This window comes from Microbacterium hydrocarbonoxydans, from assembly GCF_900105205.1.
In the GTDB taxonomy this organism is placed as follows: Bacteria; Actinomycetota; Actinomycetes; order Actinomycetales; family Microbacteriaceae; genus Microbacterium; species Microbacterium hydrocarbonoxydans.
The window spans coordinates 2,414,491-2,430,671 of record NZ_FNSQ01000005.1; the positions used below are offsets into that span (position 1 = coordinate 2,414,491).

Annotated in this window: 17 protein-coding genes and 1 pseudogene; 10 read left to right on the top strand and 8 right to left on the bottom strand. The window is 69.7% G+C overall.

Annotation, left to right across the window (positions count from 1 at the left end; all coding sequences use genetic code 11):
- From BLW44_RS11980 to BLW44_RS12000, 5 genes are all read right to left on the bottom strand, one after another.
- The gene (locus BLW44_RS11980; RefSeq protein ID WP_060926559.1) at nucleotides 1-1,077 is read right to left on the bottom strand and encodes a DNA polymerase IV; all 1,077 of its coding nucleotides are present in this window, start codon (nucleotides 1,075-1,077) and stop codon (nucleotides 1-3) included.
- A 74-nt stretch (nucleotides 1,078-1,151) separates the two neighbouring features.
- Nucleotides 1,152-1,544: a DUF1304 domain-containing protein gene (locus BLW44_RS11985; protein ID WP_060926558.1), complete on the bottom strand. Its 393-nt coding sequence runs from the start codon at nucleotides 1,542-1,544 to the stop codon at nucleotides 1,152-1,154.
- 27 nt (nucleotides 1,545-1,571) lie between these two features.
- Nucleotides 1,572-2,465 carry a CPBP family intramembrane glutamic endopeptidase gene (locus BLW44_RS11990; protein ID WP_060926557.1) on the bottom strand — a complete coding sequence of 298 codons (894 nt, stop codon included), beginning with the start codon at nucleotides 2,463-2,465 and terminating at the stop codon, nucleotides 1,572-1,574.
- Nucleotides 2,462-3,187, bottom strand: coding sequence for a tRNA (guanosine(46)-N7)-methyltransferase TrmB (trmB, locus tag BLW44_RS11995; RefSeq protein WP_060926556.1), 726 nt, complete (start codon nucleotides 3,185-3,187; stop codon nucleotides 2,462-2,464). Before trmB ends, BLW44_RS11990 begins: the two co-directional genes overlap by 4 nt.
- A gap of 68 nt (nucleotides 3,188-3,255) precedes the next feature.
- A complete protein-coding gene (locus BLW44_RS12000) occupies nucleotides 3,256-4,095 on the bottom strand; it encodes a DUF3097 domain-containing protein (protein WP_060926555.1) in 840 nt (279 codons plus the stop codon).
- Nucleotides 4,096-4,217: 122 nt separating this feature from the next.
- On the opposite strand from BLW44_RS12000, the gene BLW44_RS12005 reads away from it, so the two are divergent.
- The 4 genes from BLW44_RS12005 to BLW44_RS12020 all read left to right on the top strand — a co-directional run bounded on the left by BLW44_RS12005 (nucleotide 4,218) and on the right by BLW44_RS12020 (nucleotide 8,406).
- Complete coding sequence (locus BLW44_RS12005; protein WP_060926554.1) at nucleotides 4,218-6,257, top strand: TPM domain-containing protein; 2,040 nt, start codon at nucleotides 4,218-4,220, stop codon at nucleotides 6,255-6,257.
- A 56-nt stretch (nucleotides 6,258-6,313) separates the two neighbouring features.
- Nucleotides 6,314-7,057 (top strand): PspA/IM30 family protein, encoded by a 744-nt coding sequence (locus tag BLW44_RS12010; RefSeq protein WP_060926553.1) that lies wholly within the window; start codon nucleotides 6,314-6,316, stop codon nucleotides 7,055-7,057.
- Between the two features lie 66 nt (nucleotides 7,058-7,123).
- Entirely contained in the window at nucleotides 7,124-7,927 is an 804-nt protein-coding gene (locus tag BLW44_RS12015; protein WP_060926552.1) for an arginase family protein, read from the top strand.
- Nucleotides 7,924-8,406, top strand: a complete 483-nt coding sequence (locus BLW44_RS12020) for a hypothetical protein (RefSeq protein ID WP_060926551.1) — start codon at nucleotides 7,924-7,926, stop codon at nucleotides 8,404-8,406. The genes BLW44_RS12015 and BLW44_RS12020 overlap by 4 nt, the downstream gene beginning before the upstream one ends.
- Here the strand turns inward: BLW44_RS12020 and BLW44_RS12025 are convergent.
- The 3 genes from BLW44_RS12025 to BLW44_RS12035 are packed head-to-tail and all read right to left on the bottom strand — an operon-like array spanning nucleotide 8,364 to nucleotide 10,063.
- The gene (locus tag BLW44_RS12025) at nucleotides 8,364-8,834 is read right to left on the bottom strand and encodes an SIP domain-containing protein (protein WP_060926550.1); all 471 of its coding nucleotides are present in this window, start codon (nucleotides 8,832-8,834) and stop codon (nucleotides 8,364-8,366) included. The genes BLW44_RS12020 and BLW44_RS12025 overlap by 43 nt on opposite strands.
- Before the next feature lie 33 nt (nucleotides 8,835-8,867).
- Entirely contained in the window at nucleotides 8,868-9,590 is a 723-nt protein-coding gene (locus BLW44_RS12030) for a tyrosine-protein phosphatase (protein ID WP_060926549.1), read from the bottom strand.
- Nucleotides 9,587-10,063, bottom strand: coding sequence for a carboxymuconolactone decarboxylase family protein (locus BLW44_RS12035; protein WP_060926548.1), 477 nt, complete (start codon nucleotides 10,061-10,063; stop codon nucleotides 9,587-9,589). The genes BLW44_RS12030 and BLW44_RS12035 overlap by 4 nt, the downstream gene beginning before the upstream one ends.
- Nucleotides 10,064-10,234: 171 nt before the next feature.
- Between BLW44_RS12035 and BLW44_RS12040 the strand changes: the two genes are divergently transcribed.
- The 6 genes and pseudogenes from BLW44_RS12040 (at nucleotide 10,235) to BLW44_RS12065 (ending at nucleotide 16,180) form a co-directional block, all read left to right on the top strand.
- Entirely contained in the window at nucleotides 10,235-11,161 is a 927-nt protein-coding gene (locus BLW44_RS12040; protein WP_060926547.1) for an alpha/beta fold hydrolase, read from the top strand.
- 93 nt (nucleotides 11,162-11,254) lie between these two features.
- On the top strand, nucleotides 11,255-12,775 hold the full coding sequence (locus BLW44_RS12045) for an ABC transporter substrate-binding protein (protein WP_060926546.1): 1,521 nt from the start codon (nucleotides 11,255-11,257) through the stop codon (nucleotides 12,773-12,775).
- Nucleotides 12,776-12,788: 13 nt separating this feature from the next.
- A complete protein-coding gene (locus BLW44_RS12050; RefSeq protein WP_060926545.1) occupies nucleotides 12,789-13,736 on the top strand; it encodes an ABC transporter permease in 948 nt (315 codons plus the stop codon).
- Nucleotides 13,736-14,602 (top strand): ABC transporter permease, encoded by an 867-nt coding sequence (locus BLW44_RS12055; RefSeq protein WP_060926544.1) that lies wholly within the window; start codon nucleotides 13,736-13,738, stop codon nucleotides 14,600-14,602. Before BLW44_RS12050 ends, BLW44_RS12055 begins: the two co-directional genes overlap by 1 nt.
- Nucleotides 14,599-15,389 (top strand): annotated as a pseudogene (locus BLW44_RS12060) (ATP-binding cassette domain-containing protein). Before BLW44_RS12055 ends, BLW44_RS12060 begins: the two are co-directional and overlap by 4 nt.
- On the top strand, nucleotides 15,386-16,180 hold the full coding sequence (locus BLW44_RS12065; RefSeq protein WP_060926542.1) for an ABC transporter ATP-binding protein: 795 nt from the start codon (nucleotides 15,386-15,388) through the stop codon (nucleotides 16,178-16,180). Before BLW44_RS12060 ends, BLW44_RS12065 begins: the two are co-directional and overlap by 4 nt.
- The last annotated feature ends 1 nt before the right edge of the window (nucleotide 16,181 follow it).

Here is a 16,181-nt window from a genome sequence, read left to right on the forward strand (position 1 = left end):
TCAGATCCGGCCCCTGACGGGGGTGCGCTCCGTCGATTCGCCGGCCTCGGGCATGACCATCTCGGCCCGCACTCCGAGCAGCCGCACCTCTCGCTCCGCGTCCAGCGTCGTGCTCAATTCCACGGCGGCGGCGATGACCTCGTCGCGATCGTTCGTCGGCGCCGCCAGCTTGCGCCCGAAGGTCTTCGTCTCGAAGGGGGCGTATCGCACCTTCAGATGGACGCGCATGACCGGTCGGCCGTCAGCCAGGCAGTCCTCGAAGGCGTGACCGGCGAGCTCAGCCACGGCGGCCTGCACCTCGCTCGCGGTCGTGAGATTCTGCTGATAGGTCGTCTCGCGGCTGTGACTGCGCGCGACCCACGGGGTGTCGTCGACCACGGCGGGTCCGAGCCCTGATCCCAGGCCGTGGTACCAGACGCCCATGCGCGGGCCGAACTCGGAGACGAGCTCCGCCTCATCCGCTGCGGCGAGTTCGCTGACCGTGGTGATCCCGCGGGCTGCCAGTCGCTTCTGCACCTTCGGACCGACGCCCCACAGGTCACGGGTCGGCTTCTCGCCCATCACGTCGAACCAGTTCTCCGCAGTGAGCCGGAACACGCCTCGCGGCTTGCCGAACTCCGTGGCGATTTTGGCCCGCACCTTGTTGTCTCCGATCCCGACGGAGCAGTGCAGATCCGTCGCCTCCAGGACGGCGGCCTGGGCGCTCCGCGCGACCGCCTCGGGGTCGTCCGTCGTCACGCCGAGGAAGCACTCGTCCCAACCGACGACCTCGAGCACCACACCCGGCAGCGCACGCAGGGCGGACATGACCTCGGCAGATGCCGACTCGTAGGCCTCATGATCGACGGGCAGGAACACCGCATCCTCCGGCGCCTTGCGTGCGGCGATCTTCAGCGGCATCCCCGACCCGATGCCGAAGGCGCGCGCCTCGTACGACGCCGTCGAGACCACGGCGCGCTCGGTCGGATCTCCGCGCCCGCCCACGATCACCGGGCGCCCGGCGAGCTCGGGACGTCGCAGCACCTCGACGGCGGCGATGAACTGGTCCATGTCGACATGCAGCACCCACTCGGCCATGAGACGAGTGTGGCCGGTGGCAGCGAGGTTGTCACCCCTCGGACCGGCTCGCGACCACCGGGGAGTGGCGATCGTCAGGCGGTGGCGACCCCGACGGCGGTGGCGATCACGGCCAGCAGCGGCAGCGTCCCCTGCATGGCCGCGGCGCGCAGCTTCGAGGGATCCGAGAGCACGAGCACCAGTGCGGCCGCGAGCATCATGCCGGTGCCGGCGAACACCAGGGTCACGCCGACCGTGGTGGCGCCGACGATGACGAGACCGACGCCCAGGAGTGCGGTGAGGGCCAGGAACAGGTTGTAGAAGCCCTGGTTGAAGGCGAGCGCCTTCATGGTCACGGCATCCGCCTCACTCGCGACGCCGAAGATCTTGCGGGTCTCGGGCTCCGTCCACTTGAGCGATTCGAGCGCGAAGATGAAGACGTGGAAGGCGGCAGCGGCCGCGGCGAGGACGAGTCCGACGATGAGCATGCCTCGATCGTATCGGCGCGGGACCCGCTAGATGAGGAAGATCGGCAGCAGGCCCGGGTTGTGCGCGTGCACGAGCACGCCGAAGACGACGGCGTCGAACAGCAGGTGCACCGTCACGACGTAGGCCAGTGAGTGCGTCCGCATGAAGATGAACCCCTGCAGCAGCGCGAACGGGATCGTCAGGAGCGGCCCCCACTCGCGGTATCCGAGCTCCCAGAGGAACGAGACGAACACGATCATCTGCAGCACGTTCGCGAGCGCATCCGGGAAGTGCCGACGCAGCAGCGCGAACACCGTGCAGATGAAGAACAGCTCGTCCCAGATGCCGACCGCTCCGACGCCGACGAACAGCCGGGCGATGAGGTCGGGCGAGTCGACGACAGGCCAGTTCTGGTAGACGCCGCTGGTGATGAAGTAGAACGGCAGGATCAGCCAGCCGAGCACCAGGACGGCCACGAGCCAGCCCCACTGCAGCCGCCCCCAGCGGCGGTGTGCACGCCAGGGGAAGCCGATCGCCCTGTCGCGGTACACGAAGCGGGAGACGACGTAGGGCACCACCACGGCACCGCCGAGGGCGAGCGTGAAGCGCAGCATCGCGAGGTTGTCGAGTTCTGCCGCCAGCGGGATGATCGACACGATCAGCATGCCGAGAGCGATCAGGGAGAGATCGCGGGTGAGCGACGGCTGCCGGCGGACTCCGATGACGTGCGCCGTGTCTCTCCTGGCGCCGACGCGCACGGTCTGGTCGGGTGCGGCGGGCGAGCGGCGCTCGACGAGCCAGGCGCCTGCGATTCCGAGAGCCAGCAGCGCCCACCCGAGCCAGGCGATCTGCACGACGAAGAACGCCGGCGCCGCAGCGCACACCAGCAGCGCAGGCACCACGGCGGGCCACGTCGTCGACGTGCGCTGCGCCGTGGTCACGCGCGCGACTTCCGCCGATACACGAGATCGCGGATGTCGCGGCCCTTCGCGATCCCTTTGCGCTCGAAGGCGGTCATGACGCGGCCCTCGAAGCGGTCAGCCCACTCGCCCTCGAAGGCTCGCTCGAACAGCGGGTCGGCATCGAGCACCTCACGCATCTGCACCGCGTAGTCCTCCCAGTCCGTGGCCAGACGCAGCAGGCCGCCGTCGCGCAGGGCGCGGGCGGCGGTGGTGCCGAAGCCCTGGCGCACGAGGCGGCGCTTGGTGTGCTTCTTCTTGTGCCACGGATCGGGGAAGAAGATCCAGACCTCGGCGGCCGCGGCCTCCGGCAGGTACGACGAGAGCACCTCCGGCGCGTTCGCCTCGACGACCCGCAGATTGCGGGCGCCTTCGCGATCGGCGTCGAGCATCGTACGGGCGAGACCCGCCCGGAAGACCTCGACGGCGAGGAAGTCGTCAGCGGGGCGCGACGAGGCGGCAGACACGATGGCGTGCCCCTGACCAGAGCCGATCTCGACGTAGAGGTCGGCCTCCCGGCCGTACTCGACGGCCGGGTCGAGCCGGGCCTCGGGGTGCACCGAGGTCCAGGCGACGTCACGGGGGACGTCGAGCAGGTAGTGCGGGCCGAGCTCGTCGAAGGCGCGCTCTTGCGCATCCGACATCCGGCCGCTACGGCGCACGAACGACACCGGTTCGTCGCGGAAGGTGCGGGGTTCGGGCATGGATCCAGGGTAGTCGGCGAGGCGGGACGCCACCGACCGCCGGCTCCTCAGCCGGTCGGATCTGCGACTCAGCCGGCCGGAGCGGTGACGAAGTCGATGAGCTCCTCGACCCGGCCCAGCAGCGCCGGCTCGAGGTCGCGATAGGTGTGCACCTTCGACAGGATGTGCTGCCAGGCCCGCCCGGTGTCGGCCTGCGTCTCGTAGGGCCAGCCGAATGCACGGCAGATGCCGGTCTTCCAGTCCGTTCCGCGCGGGATCTCCGGCCACCGGGCGATGCCGAGCGCCCGTGGCGTGACGCACTGCCACACGTCGACGAAGGGATGCCCGACGATCTTCACATGACGCCCGTGCGGCCCACGGGCGACCGCCTCGGCGATCCTCGACTCCTTCGATCCGGGGACGAGGTGATCGACGAGCACGCCGTAGCGTCGCGCGGCGGTCGGGGGCTCGGCGGCGAGCAGCTCGTCGAGCAGGTCGACGCCCTGCAGGAACTCGACAACCACGCCCTCGACGCGCAGGTCAGCGCCCCACACCTTCTCGACCAGCTCGGCGTCGTGCTTGCCCTCCACGAGGATGCGGCTGGGGAGCGCCACGCGAGCGCGCTGATCGGCGACCGCGAAGGATCCGGATGCCGTCCGCCTCGCGCCCTGCTCTCGGGGCGCGGGCACCGTGAGCCGCACCGGAGAGCCGTCGATCAGGAAGCCCCCGCCGAGGGGGAAGAGCCGCTTGCGGCCTCGGCGATCCTCGAGCTCGACGGTGCCGCCCTGCACCCGGGTGACGGCACCGCAGTACCCGTCCTCCGCGACCTCCACGACCAGGTCGAGCTCGGCGGCGACCTGCGGCACGGGCTTCGCCGCTCGCTCCCGCCATCCCGCCGCGAGCACATCGGATCCGTACCTGTCGTCCATGCCTTCCAGCGTATGTGTCTCCGCTGAGGGCGAACGGCTATCCCGGTCCGGAAGCTGTCGCGTGTCGGCCTCTGTGCATAGACTCGTGCCATGGGGCTCGGCTGCCGGTCGGAGGGATCACGATGAAGACACGGTGGCTGACGCTGACCGCACTCGCACTGGCTGCGGCACTCGCAGTGGTGCCGACGACCGTGGCATCCGCGACCGATCCCGTGCGACTCGGCGCTGATCACGTCCTCGACGAGGCAGGCGTGCTGAGCAGCTCCGAGCAGGATGATGCAGAGGCACGTCTTGCCGAGCTCACCGATGCCACCGGTATGGACCTCTTCGTCGTGTTCGTCGACTCCTTCTCCAACCCGGGTGATGCGCCCGGCTGGACCGACGCCGTCGCCCAGATGAATGGTCTCGGAAGCAGCGACTACCTCCTCGCGGTGGCCGTCGACGACCGTACTTATTCGTTCAGTGCCGATTCGTCAGGGCCGATCAGCGCCTCACAGCAGGCCGGCATCGAGAGGGCGATCGAGAGTCGTCTCAGTGATGACGAGTGGGCCGGCGCGATCACTGCCGCGGCGGACGAGATGCAAGGGGACGGCGGCGCGGGCGCGCTGCGCACGACCCTGATCGTGGTCGGCGTTATCGCGCTGGCGCTCATCGTCTGGCTCGTCATCTCGCTCGTCCGGCGGGCTCGACGCAACGCCGAGATCCGCAGACGCGGCGCCATGCCGGAGACCCCCGATCCGAACGACCCGTTCTCCACCCTCACCGACGAGCAGGTCGAGACGCAGGCCGGGACTGCGCTCGTGCAGGCGGATGATGCGATCACGTCGAGCCGTGAGGAGCTCGGTTTCGCGGTGGCGCAGTTCGGCGAACCGGCGACCGCCGAGTTCAGCGCAGCGATCGAGACGGCGAAGGCCAGAATGTCCGAGGCGTTCGACCTCAGGCAGAAGCTCGACGACGAGATCGAGGACACCGTCCACGACCGCCGCGCCTGGCACATCCGCATCATCCAGATCTGCGACGAGATCGACGAGGTCCTCGACCGGAATGCCGAGGCGTTCGACGCGCTGCGCAAACTGGAGCAGAACGCGCCTCAGGAGCTCGAACGCGTCGCGCAGGAGCGGCAGGCCCTGAACGGCGTGCTGGCCGGCGCCGAGCCCGCTCTCGCCGCTCTCTCCACGACCTTCGACGCGGCAGAGCTCTCCACCGTCGTCGACAACCCCGCGCAGGCACGGGAGCGCGCGGCCCTGGCCGACCGCTCCATCGAGGCGGCCAGGGCGGCGATCACCGCCGGTCGCAGCGGCGAAGCGGCGTTCGCCATCCGCACGGCGGAGCAGTCGGTCGCACAGGCCGGACAGCTCGTGCAGGCGATCACCGCGCTCGGATCGGAGCTCGTGGCCATCGAATCCCAGGCGCAGGCACTGATCACCGAGCTGCAGGCCGACATCGCGGCGGCTCAGCAGCTGCCGGACGAGAGTGGCACGATCGCTCCTGTGGCCGCAGCGACCGCTCAGCAGCTGCAGCAGGCGCAGGCGTCTCTCACGGGATCGGCTCGCAGCCCGCGCCGCGTCCTCGACGCGCTCACAGCCGCGAACACGCAGATCGACGCCGCGATCGCCCAGGGCACGCAGGCCGTCGAACGCGCTCGTCGCGTGCAGCAGATGCTGGAGCAGACGCTCGCTCAGGCAGAGTCCGAGATCCGCGCGGCCAGGGAGTACATCGAGACGCGACGCGGAACGGTCGGATCCACCGCCCGCACGCGCCTCTCCCAGGCCGAGAGCACCCTGAACCAGGCGCTCGGGCTGCGGAGCTCGCAGCCCGAGGCCGCGCTGTCCGAGGCGGGCAGAGCCCTCGAGCTCGTCCGGCAAGCCACCTCCTCCGCCCAGGCCGACGTCGCGGCGATGAACCCCAGCCGGTACGAGAGCGACGGCTGGGGCGGTGGCGGCGGCTTCTTCGGCGGCGGCAGCTCCGGCGGCTCCGGACTCGGCGGCGACATCCTGGGTGGCATCATCGGCGGATTGCTCTCCGGTGGAGGCGGCGGCGGACGTTCGTCTCGGAGCAGCAGCTGGAGATCCAGCGGCGGCGGCGGTTTCCGCAGCTCCGGCTTCGGCGGCGGAGGCCGCTCGAGCGGCGGAGGCCGTCGATCAGGAGGAGGACGCTTCTGAGCCGCCTCGCAGACCACCCACAGACATCGATTCCGACCCTCTGAAAGGAACCACGCATGACCAAGCAGTCCATCTTCGGACGTATCTCCACCCTCGTCCGCGCGAACATCAACTCGCTCCTGGACTCTGCGGAAGACCCGCAGAAGATGATCGACCAGCTCGTCCGCGACTACACCAACAGCATCGCGGATGCCGAGTCGGCCATCGCCGAGACCATCGGCAACCTGCGCCTGCTCGAGCGCGACCACGAGGAAGACGTCCAGGCGGCGACCGAGTGGGGCAACAAGGCCCTCGCCGCCAGCCGCAAGGCCGACGAGATGCGCGCCACCGGGGACGCGGCGGATGCCGACAAGTTCGACAACCTCGCCAAGATCGCGCTCCAGCGTCAGATCAGCGCCGAGCGCGAGGCGACCGGCGCCGAGCCGCAGATCGCCGCGCAGACCGAGATCGTCGACAAGCTCAAGTCGGGCCTGAACGGCATGAAGGACAAGCTCGGCGAGCTCAAGAACAAGCGCAGCGAGCTGCTCGCCCGCGCCAAGGTCGCTGAGGCGCAGACCAAGGTGCAGGATGCGGTCTCGTCGATCAACGTCCTGGACCCGACCAGCGAGCTCGGTCGCTTCGAGGACAAGGTCCGTCGCCAGGAGGCGCTCGCCCAGGGCAAGATCGAACTGGCCGCGTCCAGCCTCGACGCCCAGTTCGAGAGCCTCGAGGACCTCGGCGAGCTCACCGAGGTCGAGGCACGCCTCGCGGAGCTCAAGTCCGGTGGAGCAGCACCCCGTCAGGCCATCGAAGGCTCCTGACCCCGCAGTCGGATGCCCCGGACCGTCGCGTCCGGGGCATCCGCTCTTTTTCAGCTGGAGGCACCGATGGTGCGATTCCTCGTCGTCCCGCAGTGGCAGGGCTCCCCTGCCGCGCGGGCCATGCTGCTCGTGGACGGCGCCTCGGCGATCGCCGGCGACCTTCCGCGCAGTGCGACCACGGTGCTCGAGGTCCCCGTCGAGGCGGGTGAGTCTCTCGGCACCGGCGTGCGCCGCCTCAGCGCCCTGCTGCGCACCCGCGAACTGGTGGAGGCGAGCATGACCGCCGACACCGTCGTGATCGGTGGCGACTGCAGTGTGACCGTGGCCGCCCTCGCCGCGCTCCCCGGAGGTACGGACGACCTCGCCGTCGTGTGGTGCGACGCGCACGGCGACATGCACACGCCGGACACCTCGCACTCCGGCGCCTTCTCCGGCATGGCGCTGCGTGCAGTCCTCGGCGATGGGGAGCCGCAGCTCGCCCTCGCCCCCGGAATCTCCCGCGACCGCGTGGTGACCGTGGGGATGCGCACGCTCGACGATGACGAGGTCACGGCCAGCGACGGTCTCACTGCACTCTCGGTCGCCGACCTCGACGACGCCGACGCTCTTGCGGACGCCGTCGAGCGGACCGGTGCGTCCCGCGTCTGGGTGCACATCGACGTCGATGTGCTCGACCCCGCGGAGATCACCGGTGTCTCATCCCCCTCCCCCTTCGGCCTCTCGCCGGCCACGCTGAGCGCCGCCATCCGCGCCCTCCGCACGCGCGTACCGCTGGCCGGAGCCACGATCGCCGGCTTCGCGCCCCGCTCACCCGCCGACGCCGTCGACGACCTCGGCGCGCTGCTGCGACTCGTCGGAGCAGTCGCGTGAGCGCGCCTGACTGGCGTCCTGCCGCCGATCGGGCGCTCGCCCGCGGCCGACGTCTCGATCGGCGCATCCCCTCGTTCCTGCTCCGTTCCCCGATCAGCCGTGCCGGCTACTGGTGGGGCACCGCCGTCGGCTGGGTCTGGGGCTCACTGTGGAGCACGGGCCCGATCGAGCGACGGAGTGGACTCTGGGTGTTCCGCGGAATGCCGAGCTGGACCTTCAACCGCGGCGGAGTGTGCGTCGGCGGCTGCTTCCTGACGGGCGACGAGCCTCCGAGCGACGCCATGCTCAAGCACGAGGCCGTGCACAAGGCGCAGTGGCTGCGCTATGGCATCCTGCTGCCGGTGCTGTACCTCTTCGCGGGTCGCGACCCGCTGCGCAACCGCTTCGAGATCGAGGCGGGCCTCGAGGACGGCAACTACGTGCGACGCGGAGGCGCTCAGCGCTCGGCGGGAAGAAGTCCGAACCGCTCGGGCGCGTAGATCTGCGACGGCTGGATCTCGAGGGCACCGGTGAGGTGCTCGACGATGTCGGCCGTGCCGAGGTAGCCGCCGAGCAGCGTCACGTGGGTCTCGAGCTCATCGTCGCACAGCATCTCGTCGGCCCAGGCGCACGTCGCGCGCGCGATGGCCTGTCCTGGCGCGCAGGCGCGGCCGGTACCGGGAGCTCCGGAGCGCTGCGCTCGGGCGAGCCAGGTCACGGTCATCCGACCGGGAGCCTCGATCACGCCGATGTCCGACGCGTCGGCCACCTCGATGAAGATGCGCCCGGAGGCGCACAGCGGGAGCGTCGCCAGGAAGGCTTCGAGCTCGGCGAGCGAGTGCTCGTCGGCGGTCACCAGGTGGTGTGCGCGACGCCGCGCCGCACGGCGCTCAGCGCGCGTGCTGCGGGTCTCGAGGAACGTCTCCATGATGCATCCATGATACACCACATGAAGGGTTGCCTAACCTTGCTCGAGGAGAGGTTCGACGAGAGCCGCCCGAAGCGCGGCGAGCTCCTCGTCCGTCATCCCGTTCGCCCGCAGGTAGTCGGCGACCGAACCCCAGCGGCGGTCGACCCCGTCCAGCAGCGCACGCATGACAGGCGCCGGTGACTGGGTGGCGAGGGCGACGGCGTGCACCGCCTCGGGGTGCTGGGACCGCAGGTAGGCGGCGATCCGCTGCGATCTCTCAGCCGGCAGCAGTGATTCGGTGAGCGCGTAGTCCTCGATGATCGCCTCGCGGTCGGTGCCGACCGCCGCGAGCGCGAGGGCGACGGTCACCCCGGTGCGGTCCTTGCCGACCGTGCAGTGCACCAGAGTCGGCTCACCGGCGGCGATGATCCGGATGGCGGCGACCAGCCGTTCGCCACTCTCTTCGAGGAGATGCAGATAGAGGTCTTCGAGGCTCGTGTCCGTCTCGAAGAACGACCGCACCGACCCCAGGAAGAGCGGCAGATGGGTGGTCTCGGGGCCTTCGATCTCCGTCGGCTCGGCCGCGACCTCCTCGCCGTCGCGCAGGTCGACGATGTGGGCGACGCGTCGGCGCACCTCGTTCACACCCGCCGTGGTGGCGCCGGAGAGCTGACCCGACCGCAGCAGGACGCCGGAGCGGATGCGTCCGCCTTCCGCCGGCAGACCGCCCACGTCGCGGAAGTTGTTGACGCCGTCGACGTCGAGGACGCTCATGCCTGTGCCTGGGGCGCGCGCGGCGGCACCGGATAGCGACCGGCGATCACGACGCGGTTGAACGCGTTGATGGAGATGCACGCCCAGCTGAGGGCCGCGTACTCCTTCTCGGTGAGGATGCCGCCCACGCGGTCGTAGACCTCGTCGGAGATCCCCTCCTCGGAGATGAAGGTGAAGGCCTCGGCGAGTTCGAGCGCCGCCTCTTCCCGCTCGGTGAACACGTCGCTCTCCCGCCAGGTGGCGATCTGCATGAGCGTGTCGGTGTCCAGACCCGCCTTGAGCGCCCTGTCCACGTGCAGCCGGGTGCAGTAGCTGCAGCCGTTGAGCTGAGAGCAGTGGATCATCACGATCTCCTTGAGGCGATCGTCGATGCCGTTGGCGGCGCAGATATCGCCGACGGTCCGCGCGAATGCGTCGAGCGCCTGGTAGGCCGCCGGCTCGGTCTTGGAGAGGTGCACGCGCTTCTCGCTCATGCCTCCATGATATTCCGTTGCGGCGACATCTCGCCGAGAGCCCAGACAAGCTGGAGAATCCAGACAGACAAGCACATCGGCGAATGGCTTGGTTTAAAAGCAAGCAAGTCCGGGGTTCAACTTGTCATAGTGATCCCGCATTGCCTCCTCCTCCCGAAAGCAGAGCAGAATATGGATGTGGCGATCGACAAGAGCGAGTTCAGCTATCTTCCCGCACAGGCAGAGGCGATGGGAGCACCGGTCCCGTCCGCGGAGCGGATGCTGCTGACCCTTCCCGACGGGCGCCAGGTGAGCGGCCTGCGCTTCGGTGACGGCGCACCGCGCATCACCCTGCTGCACGGAGCGGGCCTCAACGCCCACACCTGGGACACGACCGTCCTCGCGCTGCGGCAGCCGGTCCTGTCGATCGACCTGGCAGGTCATGGCGACTCCTCGTGGCGGAGCGACGCCGAGTACAGCCCGCGCACGCTCGCGGCCGATGTCGCCGCAGCGCTGGACGCCTGGACCACGGAGCCGCAGCTGGTCGTCGGCCAGTCTCTCGGCGGACTGACGGGAGCTGCCCTCGCCGCAGCGCGCCCCGACCTCGTCGCCGAGCTCGTCGTCGTCGACATCACCCCCGGCATCGACACCTCGGCGGGCCCGGCCGCACTCCGCGAGTTCTACGCGGGACCGACCGACTTCGCCACCAGGGACGAGCTCGTGGATCGGGCGATCGCATTCGGGTTCGGCGGCGCGCGCGCCGACACCGAGCGAGGGGTGTTCCTCAACACGCGCCGCCGCGAGGACGGCCGGATCGAGTGGAAGCACCACTTCGCACACCTCGCCGCCCAGACTCTGGCCGCCCACCACCCCGGCGACGACGCCGCTCCCTCAGCGCTGCACACCACCGGATGGGACGATCTCGCGCAGGTCGCCGTCCCCGTGACGCTCGTACGGGCGACCGCGGGCTTCGTCACCGCAGCGGATGCGGAGGAGTTCGCCCGACGCCTTCCCGAGGCTCGGGTCGTGGCGATGCAGGCCACCCACAACGTCCAGGAGACCGCTCCGGCGGAACTCGCCGCGCTGATCGGCTCCCGACTCGCCAGCCACGGATTGTGACGTTCCGTTCCACACTCCGCCCGACCCACCCGAGACATCCCTAGGCTCGACCCACCGGCACACAGCAACTGCCGCACCGAGAGGAATCACCCCATGTTCCGACGTACGCGACGACTCGCGCTGATCTCCGCGATCGCGGCGAGCGCCATCGTCCTCAGCGCCTGCTCCGGCGGCTCCGCACCCGAGGCCACGGAGCCTGTGGGCGAGCCCGACCCCGATGCGACGCTCCAGGTCGGACTGGTCCTCGAACCCACCAACCTCGACATCCGCCACACGAGCGGCGCGGCCCTCGAGCAGATCCTGATCGACAACATCTACGAGGGGCTCGTCAGCCGCTCTCAGGAGAACGAGATCGAACCGCGCCTGGCCTCGGACTACGAGGTGTCGGAGGACGGGCTCACCTACTCCTTCACCCTCAACGACGGGGTCACTTTCCACAGCGGCACGGCGCTCACCTCCGCCGACGTCGTCGCGTCCTACGAAGCGGTCCGCACCGATGCCACCCTGCAGGGCAACGCCGAGTTCGCCTCGATCGCCTCCATCAGCGCGCCGGATGCCACGACCGTGCAGATCGTGCTCACCGAGCCGAACCAGAACTTCCTCTTCGCGCTGACGGGCCCGGCCGGACTCGTCTTCCAGAAGGGCGACAAGACGGACCTCAAGACCGCCGAGAACGGCACGGGGCCCTTCACCCTGACACGATGGAACAAGGGCAGCTCCATCACGTTCGCACGCAACGAGGCGTACTGGGGCGAGCCGGCCGGCGTGGCAGAGGTCGAGTTCCAGTACATCCCCGACTTCACCGCCGGCGTGAACACCGCGCTCGACGGCGGCGTGCAGGTGCTGACCGCCGTCGACCCGAACCTTGCGCCTCAGCTCGAGGACTCGGGCGACTTCACCCTCACCACCGGCCGCACGACCGACAAGGCGACGCTGGCGTTCAACAACGCCAAGGCTCCGCTCGACGACGTCAAGGTCCGCGAGGCCCTGCGTCTGGCGATCGATCACGAGGGCCTCGTCGAGGCCGTCGGCGCCGGCGCCACCCTCTACGGCCCGATCCCGGAGCTCGACCCCGGCTACGAGGACCTCTCCGATGTGATCTCCTACGACCCCGAGAAGGCGAAGGAGCTCCTCGCCGAGGCGGGCCAGGAGGATCTCGAGCTCACTCTGACGATCCCGAGCTTCTACGGCACGACCGTGCCGAAGGTGCTCATCTCCGACTTCCAGAAGGTCGGCGTCACGCTCAAGGTGGACTCGGTCGAGTTCCCGACGTGGCTCGAGGACGTCTACACCAACCACGACTACGACCTGAGCTTCGTGCTGCACGTCGAGCCGCGCGACTTCGGCAACTTCGCGAACCCGGACTACTACTTCGGATACGACAACACCGAGGTGCAGGAGCTCTACACCGAGGCCCTCGCCGAGGTCGACCCCGACAAGTCCGCTGATCTCCTCGCCGAAGCCGCCCGGATCGTCTCGGAGGACCACGCCGCGGACTGGCTGTACAACGGCGCGACGATCACGGCCGTGAGCCCGCGCGTCGCGGGGTTCCCCGAGGACTCGATCAACTCGCGCATCAACCTGGCCGGCGTCACCGTCGCCACCGAGAAGTGACGACGCGCACGTCGTGATCCGCTACGCGCTCGTCCGGGGAGCCCTGCTCATCGCAGGGCTCCTCGTGTCGAGCGTCGTGATCTTCCTGACGCTGCGGGTCTTCCCCGGCGACGTCGCCCAGCTGATCGCCGGAACCCAGGCCTCCCCCTCGGAGGTCGAGGCGTTGCGGGAGTCCCTCGGACTCGACCGTCCCCTGCCCGCGCAGTACGCGGAGTGGATCGGCGGCATCTTCCGCGGGGATCTCGGCACCTCGCTCCTCTCCGGCGCATCCGTCGGCGAGGAGCTACTGCTCAAGGCCCAGGTGACCGTGCCCCTGGGCATCATGGCTCTGCTGATCGCCGTGCTCATCGCCGTGCCCTTCGGCATCCTCGCAGCCCTCCGTCGCGGCGGACGCGGCGGCACGGCGCTCAGCGTCGGCGCCCAGGCCCTCGCGGCGGTGCCCGTCGTCTGGGCCGGGATGATGCTCATCGTCGTGTTCTCGGTGTGGCTCGGCTGGCTCCCCCCTCAGGGCTTCCCCCGCACCGGGTGGAGCACGCCGGGTAAGGCCATCGAATCGCTCCTCCTCCCCGCCCTCACGATCGGCATCGTCGAAGGTGCCATGCTGATGCGCTTCGTACGCAGCGCGACCCTGCAGGCGGCGGGACAGGACTTCGTGCGCACAGCCGCCGCGAAAGGGCTCACCCGCACCCGCGCTCTGATCTCGCACGGCATCCCCGCCGTCGGCCTGTCGATCATCACCGTGCTGGGCCTGCAGATCGCCGGGATCATCGTCGGGTCCGTCGTGATCGAGCAGCTGTTCACGCTCCCCGGCATCGGACGGATGCTGGTCGCCGACGTCGGCACGCGCGACCTCATCAAGGTGCAGAGCGAGCTGCTGGTGCTCACCGGCTTCGTGCTCGTGGTGGGGTCCGTGGTCGACCTCATCCACCGCGCTGTGGACCCCCGGCAGAGGGAGTCCTGATGCCCGGCTGGCTGTCGAGACTCTGGCGCACCGCCACAGGGCGGTTCGGGCTGATCGTGGTCGCGGTCATCACGGTCACCGCGCTCGTCTCGCTGCTGTGGACGCCGTTCGACCCGCAGGAGTCCGACGTCCGCAACCGCTGGGCGATCCCGAGCTGGCCGCATCTGCTCGGCACCGACGACACCGGCCGCGACATCCTGAGCCTGCTGATGGCCGGCGCCAGGACGACCGTCTTCGTCAGCGTCGGAGCCGGCGTCGTCGCGACGCTCGTCGGGATCGCCCTCGCGGCTCTCGGGGCGCTCACCGCTCGCTGGCTGCGGGAGACCGTCGCCGTGCTGGTCGACATCCTGATCGCCTTCCCCGTGCTCCTGATCGCCATGATGATCTCCTCGGTCTGGGGCGGTTCGCTCTGGGTCGTGATCTGGTCGGTGGGGATCGGGTTCGGCGTGAACATCGCCAGAGTCACCAGACCGGAGCTGCGCCGGGTGCAGCAGAGCGACTTCGTGCTCGCGGCCAAGGCGTCCGGCCTCACCGCAGGGCAGAGTCTGCGCCGCCATCTCCTCCCCAACGTCGCCCCGGTGTTCATCGTGCAGCTCTCCTGGTCGATGGCCGTCGCCGTGCTCGCCGAAGCGGGGCTCTCCTACCTCGGCTTCGGAGCATCGGTCGTCGAGCCGAGCTGGGGACTGCTGCTCGCCGACCTGCAGCGCTACATCGGCGTGCATCCGCTTTCGGTGATCTGGCCGGGTCTGGCGATCACGATCACCGTGCTGGCGCTCAACCTCCTGGGCGACGGCCTGCGCGAGGCCACTGACCCGACGCTGCGCCACCGCGCGGCCGAGGTCCACACCCCGGCGGTGATCGCATGAGCCTCGAGGTGAACGACCTCGTCGTCCGGATCGACGGACGCCCCGTCGTGGACGGCATCTCCTTCGAGGTGCCGGATGGCACCCGACTGGGGCTGATCGGCGAGTCCGGCTCCGGCAAGTCGCTGACGGCGCTCGCCGTGCTCGGCCTCCTTCCTGAGGGGGCAGTCGCGAGCGGCAGCATCCGCTGGAACGGCACGGAGCTGATCGGCATGCCGGATCGCGAACTCGCCCGACTCCGGGGGACGAGATCGGCATCGTCTTCCAGGAGCCGCGCACGGCGCTCAACCCCATCCGCACCGTGGGCAGGCAGATCGCGGAGTCGATCCGGATCCACGAGGGAATCGGCCGCAGGGACGCACGGGCACGCGCCGTCCAGGAGGCCGCGCGCGTGCGGCTGCCCGACCCGGAGTCGATCATCGACCGATACCCGCACCAGCTCTCCGGCGGACAGCGGCAGCGTGTGGCGATCGCGATGGCGCTGGCCTGCCGACCCCGTCTGCTCATCGCGGATGAGCCGACGACCGCGCTGGACGTCACGATCCAGGCCGAGATCCTGTCGCTGCTGCTGAGCCTCGTCGAGGAGCAGGGCATGTCGCTCGTGTTCATCACGCACGATCTGGCCGTGCTCGCGCAGGTCGCGACGCAGGGGGTGGTCCTCGAGGACGGGCACGTTGTCGAGGCCGCCCCGGTGCGCACCCTGCTGAGCGCACCGACGTCGCCGATCACCCAGGGCCTCCTCCGCGATGCCACCGCGACCCTGTGGCGGCCGGAGGGAGGGCAGCGATGAGCCTGATCGAGGCGCGGTCGCTCCGGCGTGACTTCGTCGTCCCGCAACGCTCGTCCTTCGCACGCGCCCGCACGCAGACCGCCCTGGCCGAGACGGATCTCGACATCGCCGAGGGGTCGTCCCTCGGCATCATCGGCGAGTCGGGCTCGGGCAAGTCCACTCTCATCCGGCTCCTGCTGGGCCTCGACCGGCCGACCTCCGGCACGGTCACCGTCGATGGAAGGGCGGTGGATGCGTCCGCATCCGCTCGCTCACTGCATTGGCTGCGACGTCAGACCGGGCTGGTGTTCCAGGATCCGTACGCCTCACTGGACCCCCGGATGACGGCGGAGCAGATCATCCGGGAACCCCTGTGGGCGCTGGACATCCCCGGCGATCACCGCGCCAGGGTTCGCGAGGTGCTGGCGCAGGTCGGCCTCGAGCCCGAGATGGCGAACCGCTATCCGCACGAGTTCTCCGGCGGTCAGCGCCAGCGGATCGCGCTGGCGAGGGCGATCGCGCACCGGCCGCGCATCCTGGTCGGAGACGAGCCGCTGTCGGCACTGGACGTGACGGTGCGGGCGCAGATCCTCGAGCTGCTCATCGACCTGCGACGCACGACCGAGCTCACGCTCGTGCTCGTCAGCCACGACATCGGGGTGGTGCAGAACCTCTGCGACACCGTCGTCGTGATGAAGGACGGCGCTGTCGTGGAGCGCGGTGCGACGGCTGATGTGCTGCTGCATCCGTCGCAGGAGTACACGAAGACGCTACTCGCGGCGATCCCCGTCATGCCCGCTCCCCCGGACTGAG

What these genes read in the sequence shown, in the direction of transcription:
- BLW44_RS11980 (WP_060926559.1), bottom strand. Translation starts at nt 1,077, where the DNA reads ATGGCCGAGTGGGTGCTGCATGTCGACATGGACCAGTTCATCGCCGCC.
- BLW44_RS11985 (WP_060926558.1), bottom strand. Translation starts at nt 1,544, where the DNA reads ATGCTCATCGTCGGACTCGTCCTCGCCGCGGCCGCTGCCGCCTTCCAC.
- trmB (WP_060926556.1), bottom strand. Translation starts at nt 3,187, where the DNA reads ATGCCCGAACCCCGCACCTTCCGCGACGAACCGGTGTCGTTCGTGCGC.
- BLW44_RS12000 (WP_060926555.1), bottom strand. Translation starts at nt 4,095, where the DNA reads ATGGACGACAGGTACGGATCCGATGTGCTCGCGGCGGGATGGCGGGAG.
- BLW44_RS12005 (WP_060926554.1), top strand. Translation starts at nt 4,218, where the DNA reads ATGAAGACACGGTGGCTGACGCTGACCGCACTCGCACTGGCTGCGGCA.
- BLW44_RS12010 (WP_060926553.1), top strand. Translation starts at nt 6,314, where the DNA reads ATGACCAAGCAGTCCATCTTCGGACGTATCTCCACCCTCGTCCGCGCG.
- BLW44_RS12015 (WP_060926552.1), top strand. Translation starts at nt 7,124, where the DNA reads ATGGTGCGATTCCTCGTCGTCCCGCAGTGGCAGGGCTCCCCTGCCGCG.
- BLW44_RS12025 (WP_060926550.1), bottom strand. Translation starts at nt 8,834, where the DNA reads ATGGAGACGTTCCTCGAGACCCGCAGCACGCGCGCTGAGCGCCGTGCG.
- BLW44_RS12030 (WP_060926549.1), bottom strand. Translation starts at nt 9,590, where the DNA reads ATGAGCGTCCTCGACGTCGACGGCGTCAACAACTTCCGCGACGTGGGC.
- BLW44_RS12035 (WP_060926548.1), bottom strand. Translation starts at nt 10,063, where the DNA reads ATGAGCGAGAAGCGCGTGCACCTCTCCAAGACCGAGCCGGCGGCCTAC.
- BLW44_RS12040 (WP_060926547.1), top strand. Translation starts at nt 10,235, where the DNA reads ATGGATGTGGCGATCGACAAGAGCGAGTTCAGCTATCTTCCCGCACAG.
- BLW44_RS12045 (WP_060926546.1), top strand. Translation starts at nt 11,255, where the DNA reads ATGTTCCGACGTACGCGACGACTCGCGCTGATCTCCGCGATCGCGGCG.
- BLW44_RS12055 (WP_060926544.1), top strand. Translation starts at nt 13,736, where the DNA reads ATGCCCGGCTGGCTGTCGAGACTCTGGCGCACCGCCACAGGGCGGTTC.
- BLW44_RS12065 (WP_060926542.1), top strand. Translation starts at nt 15,386, where the DNA reads ATGAGCCTGATCGAGGCGCGGTCGCTCCGGCGTGACTTCGTCGTCCCG.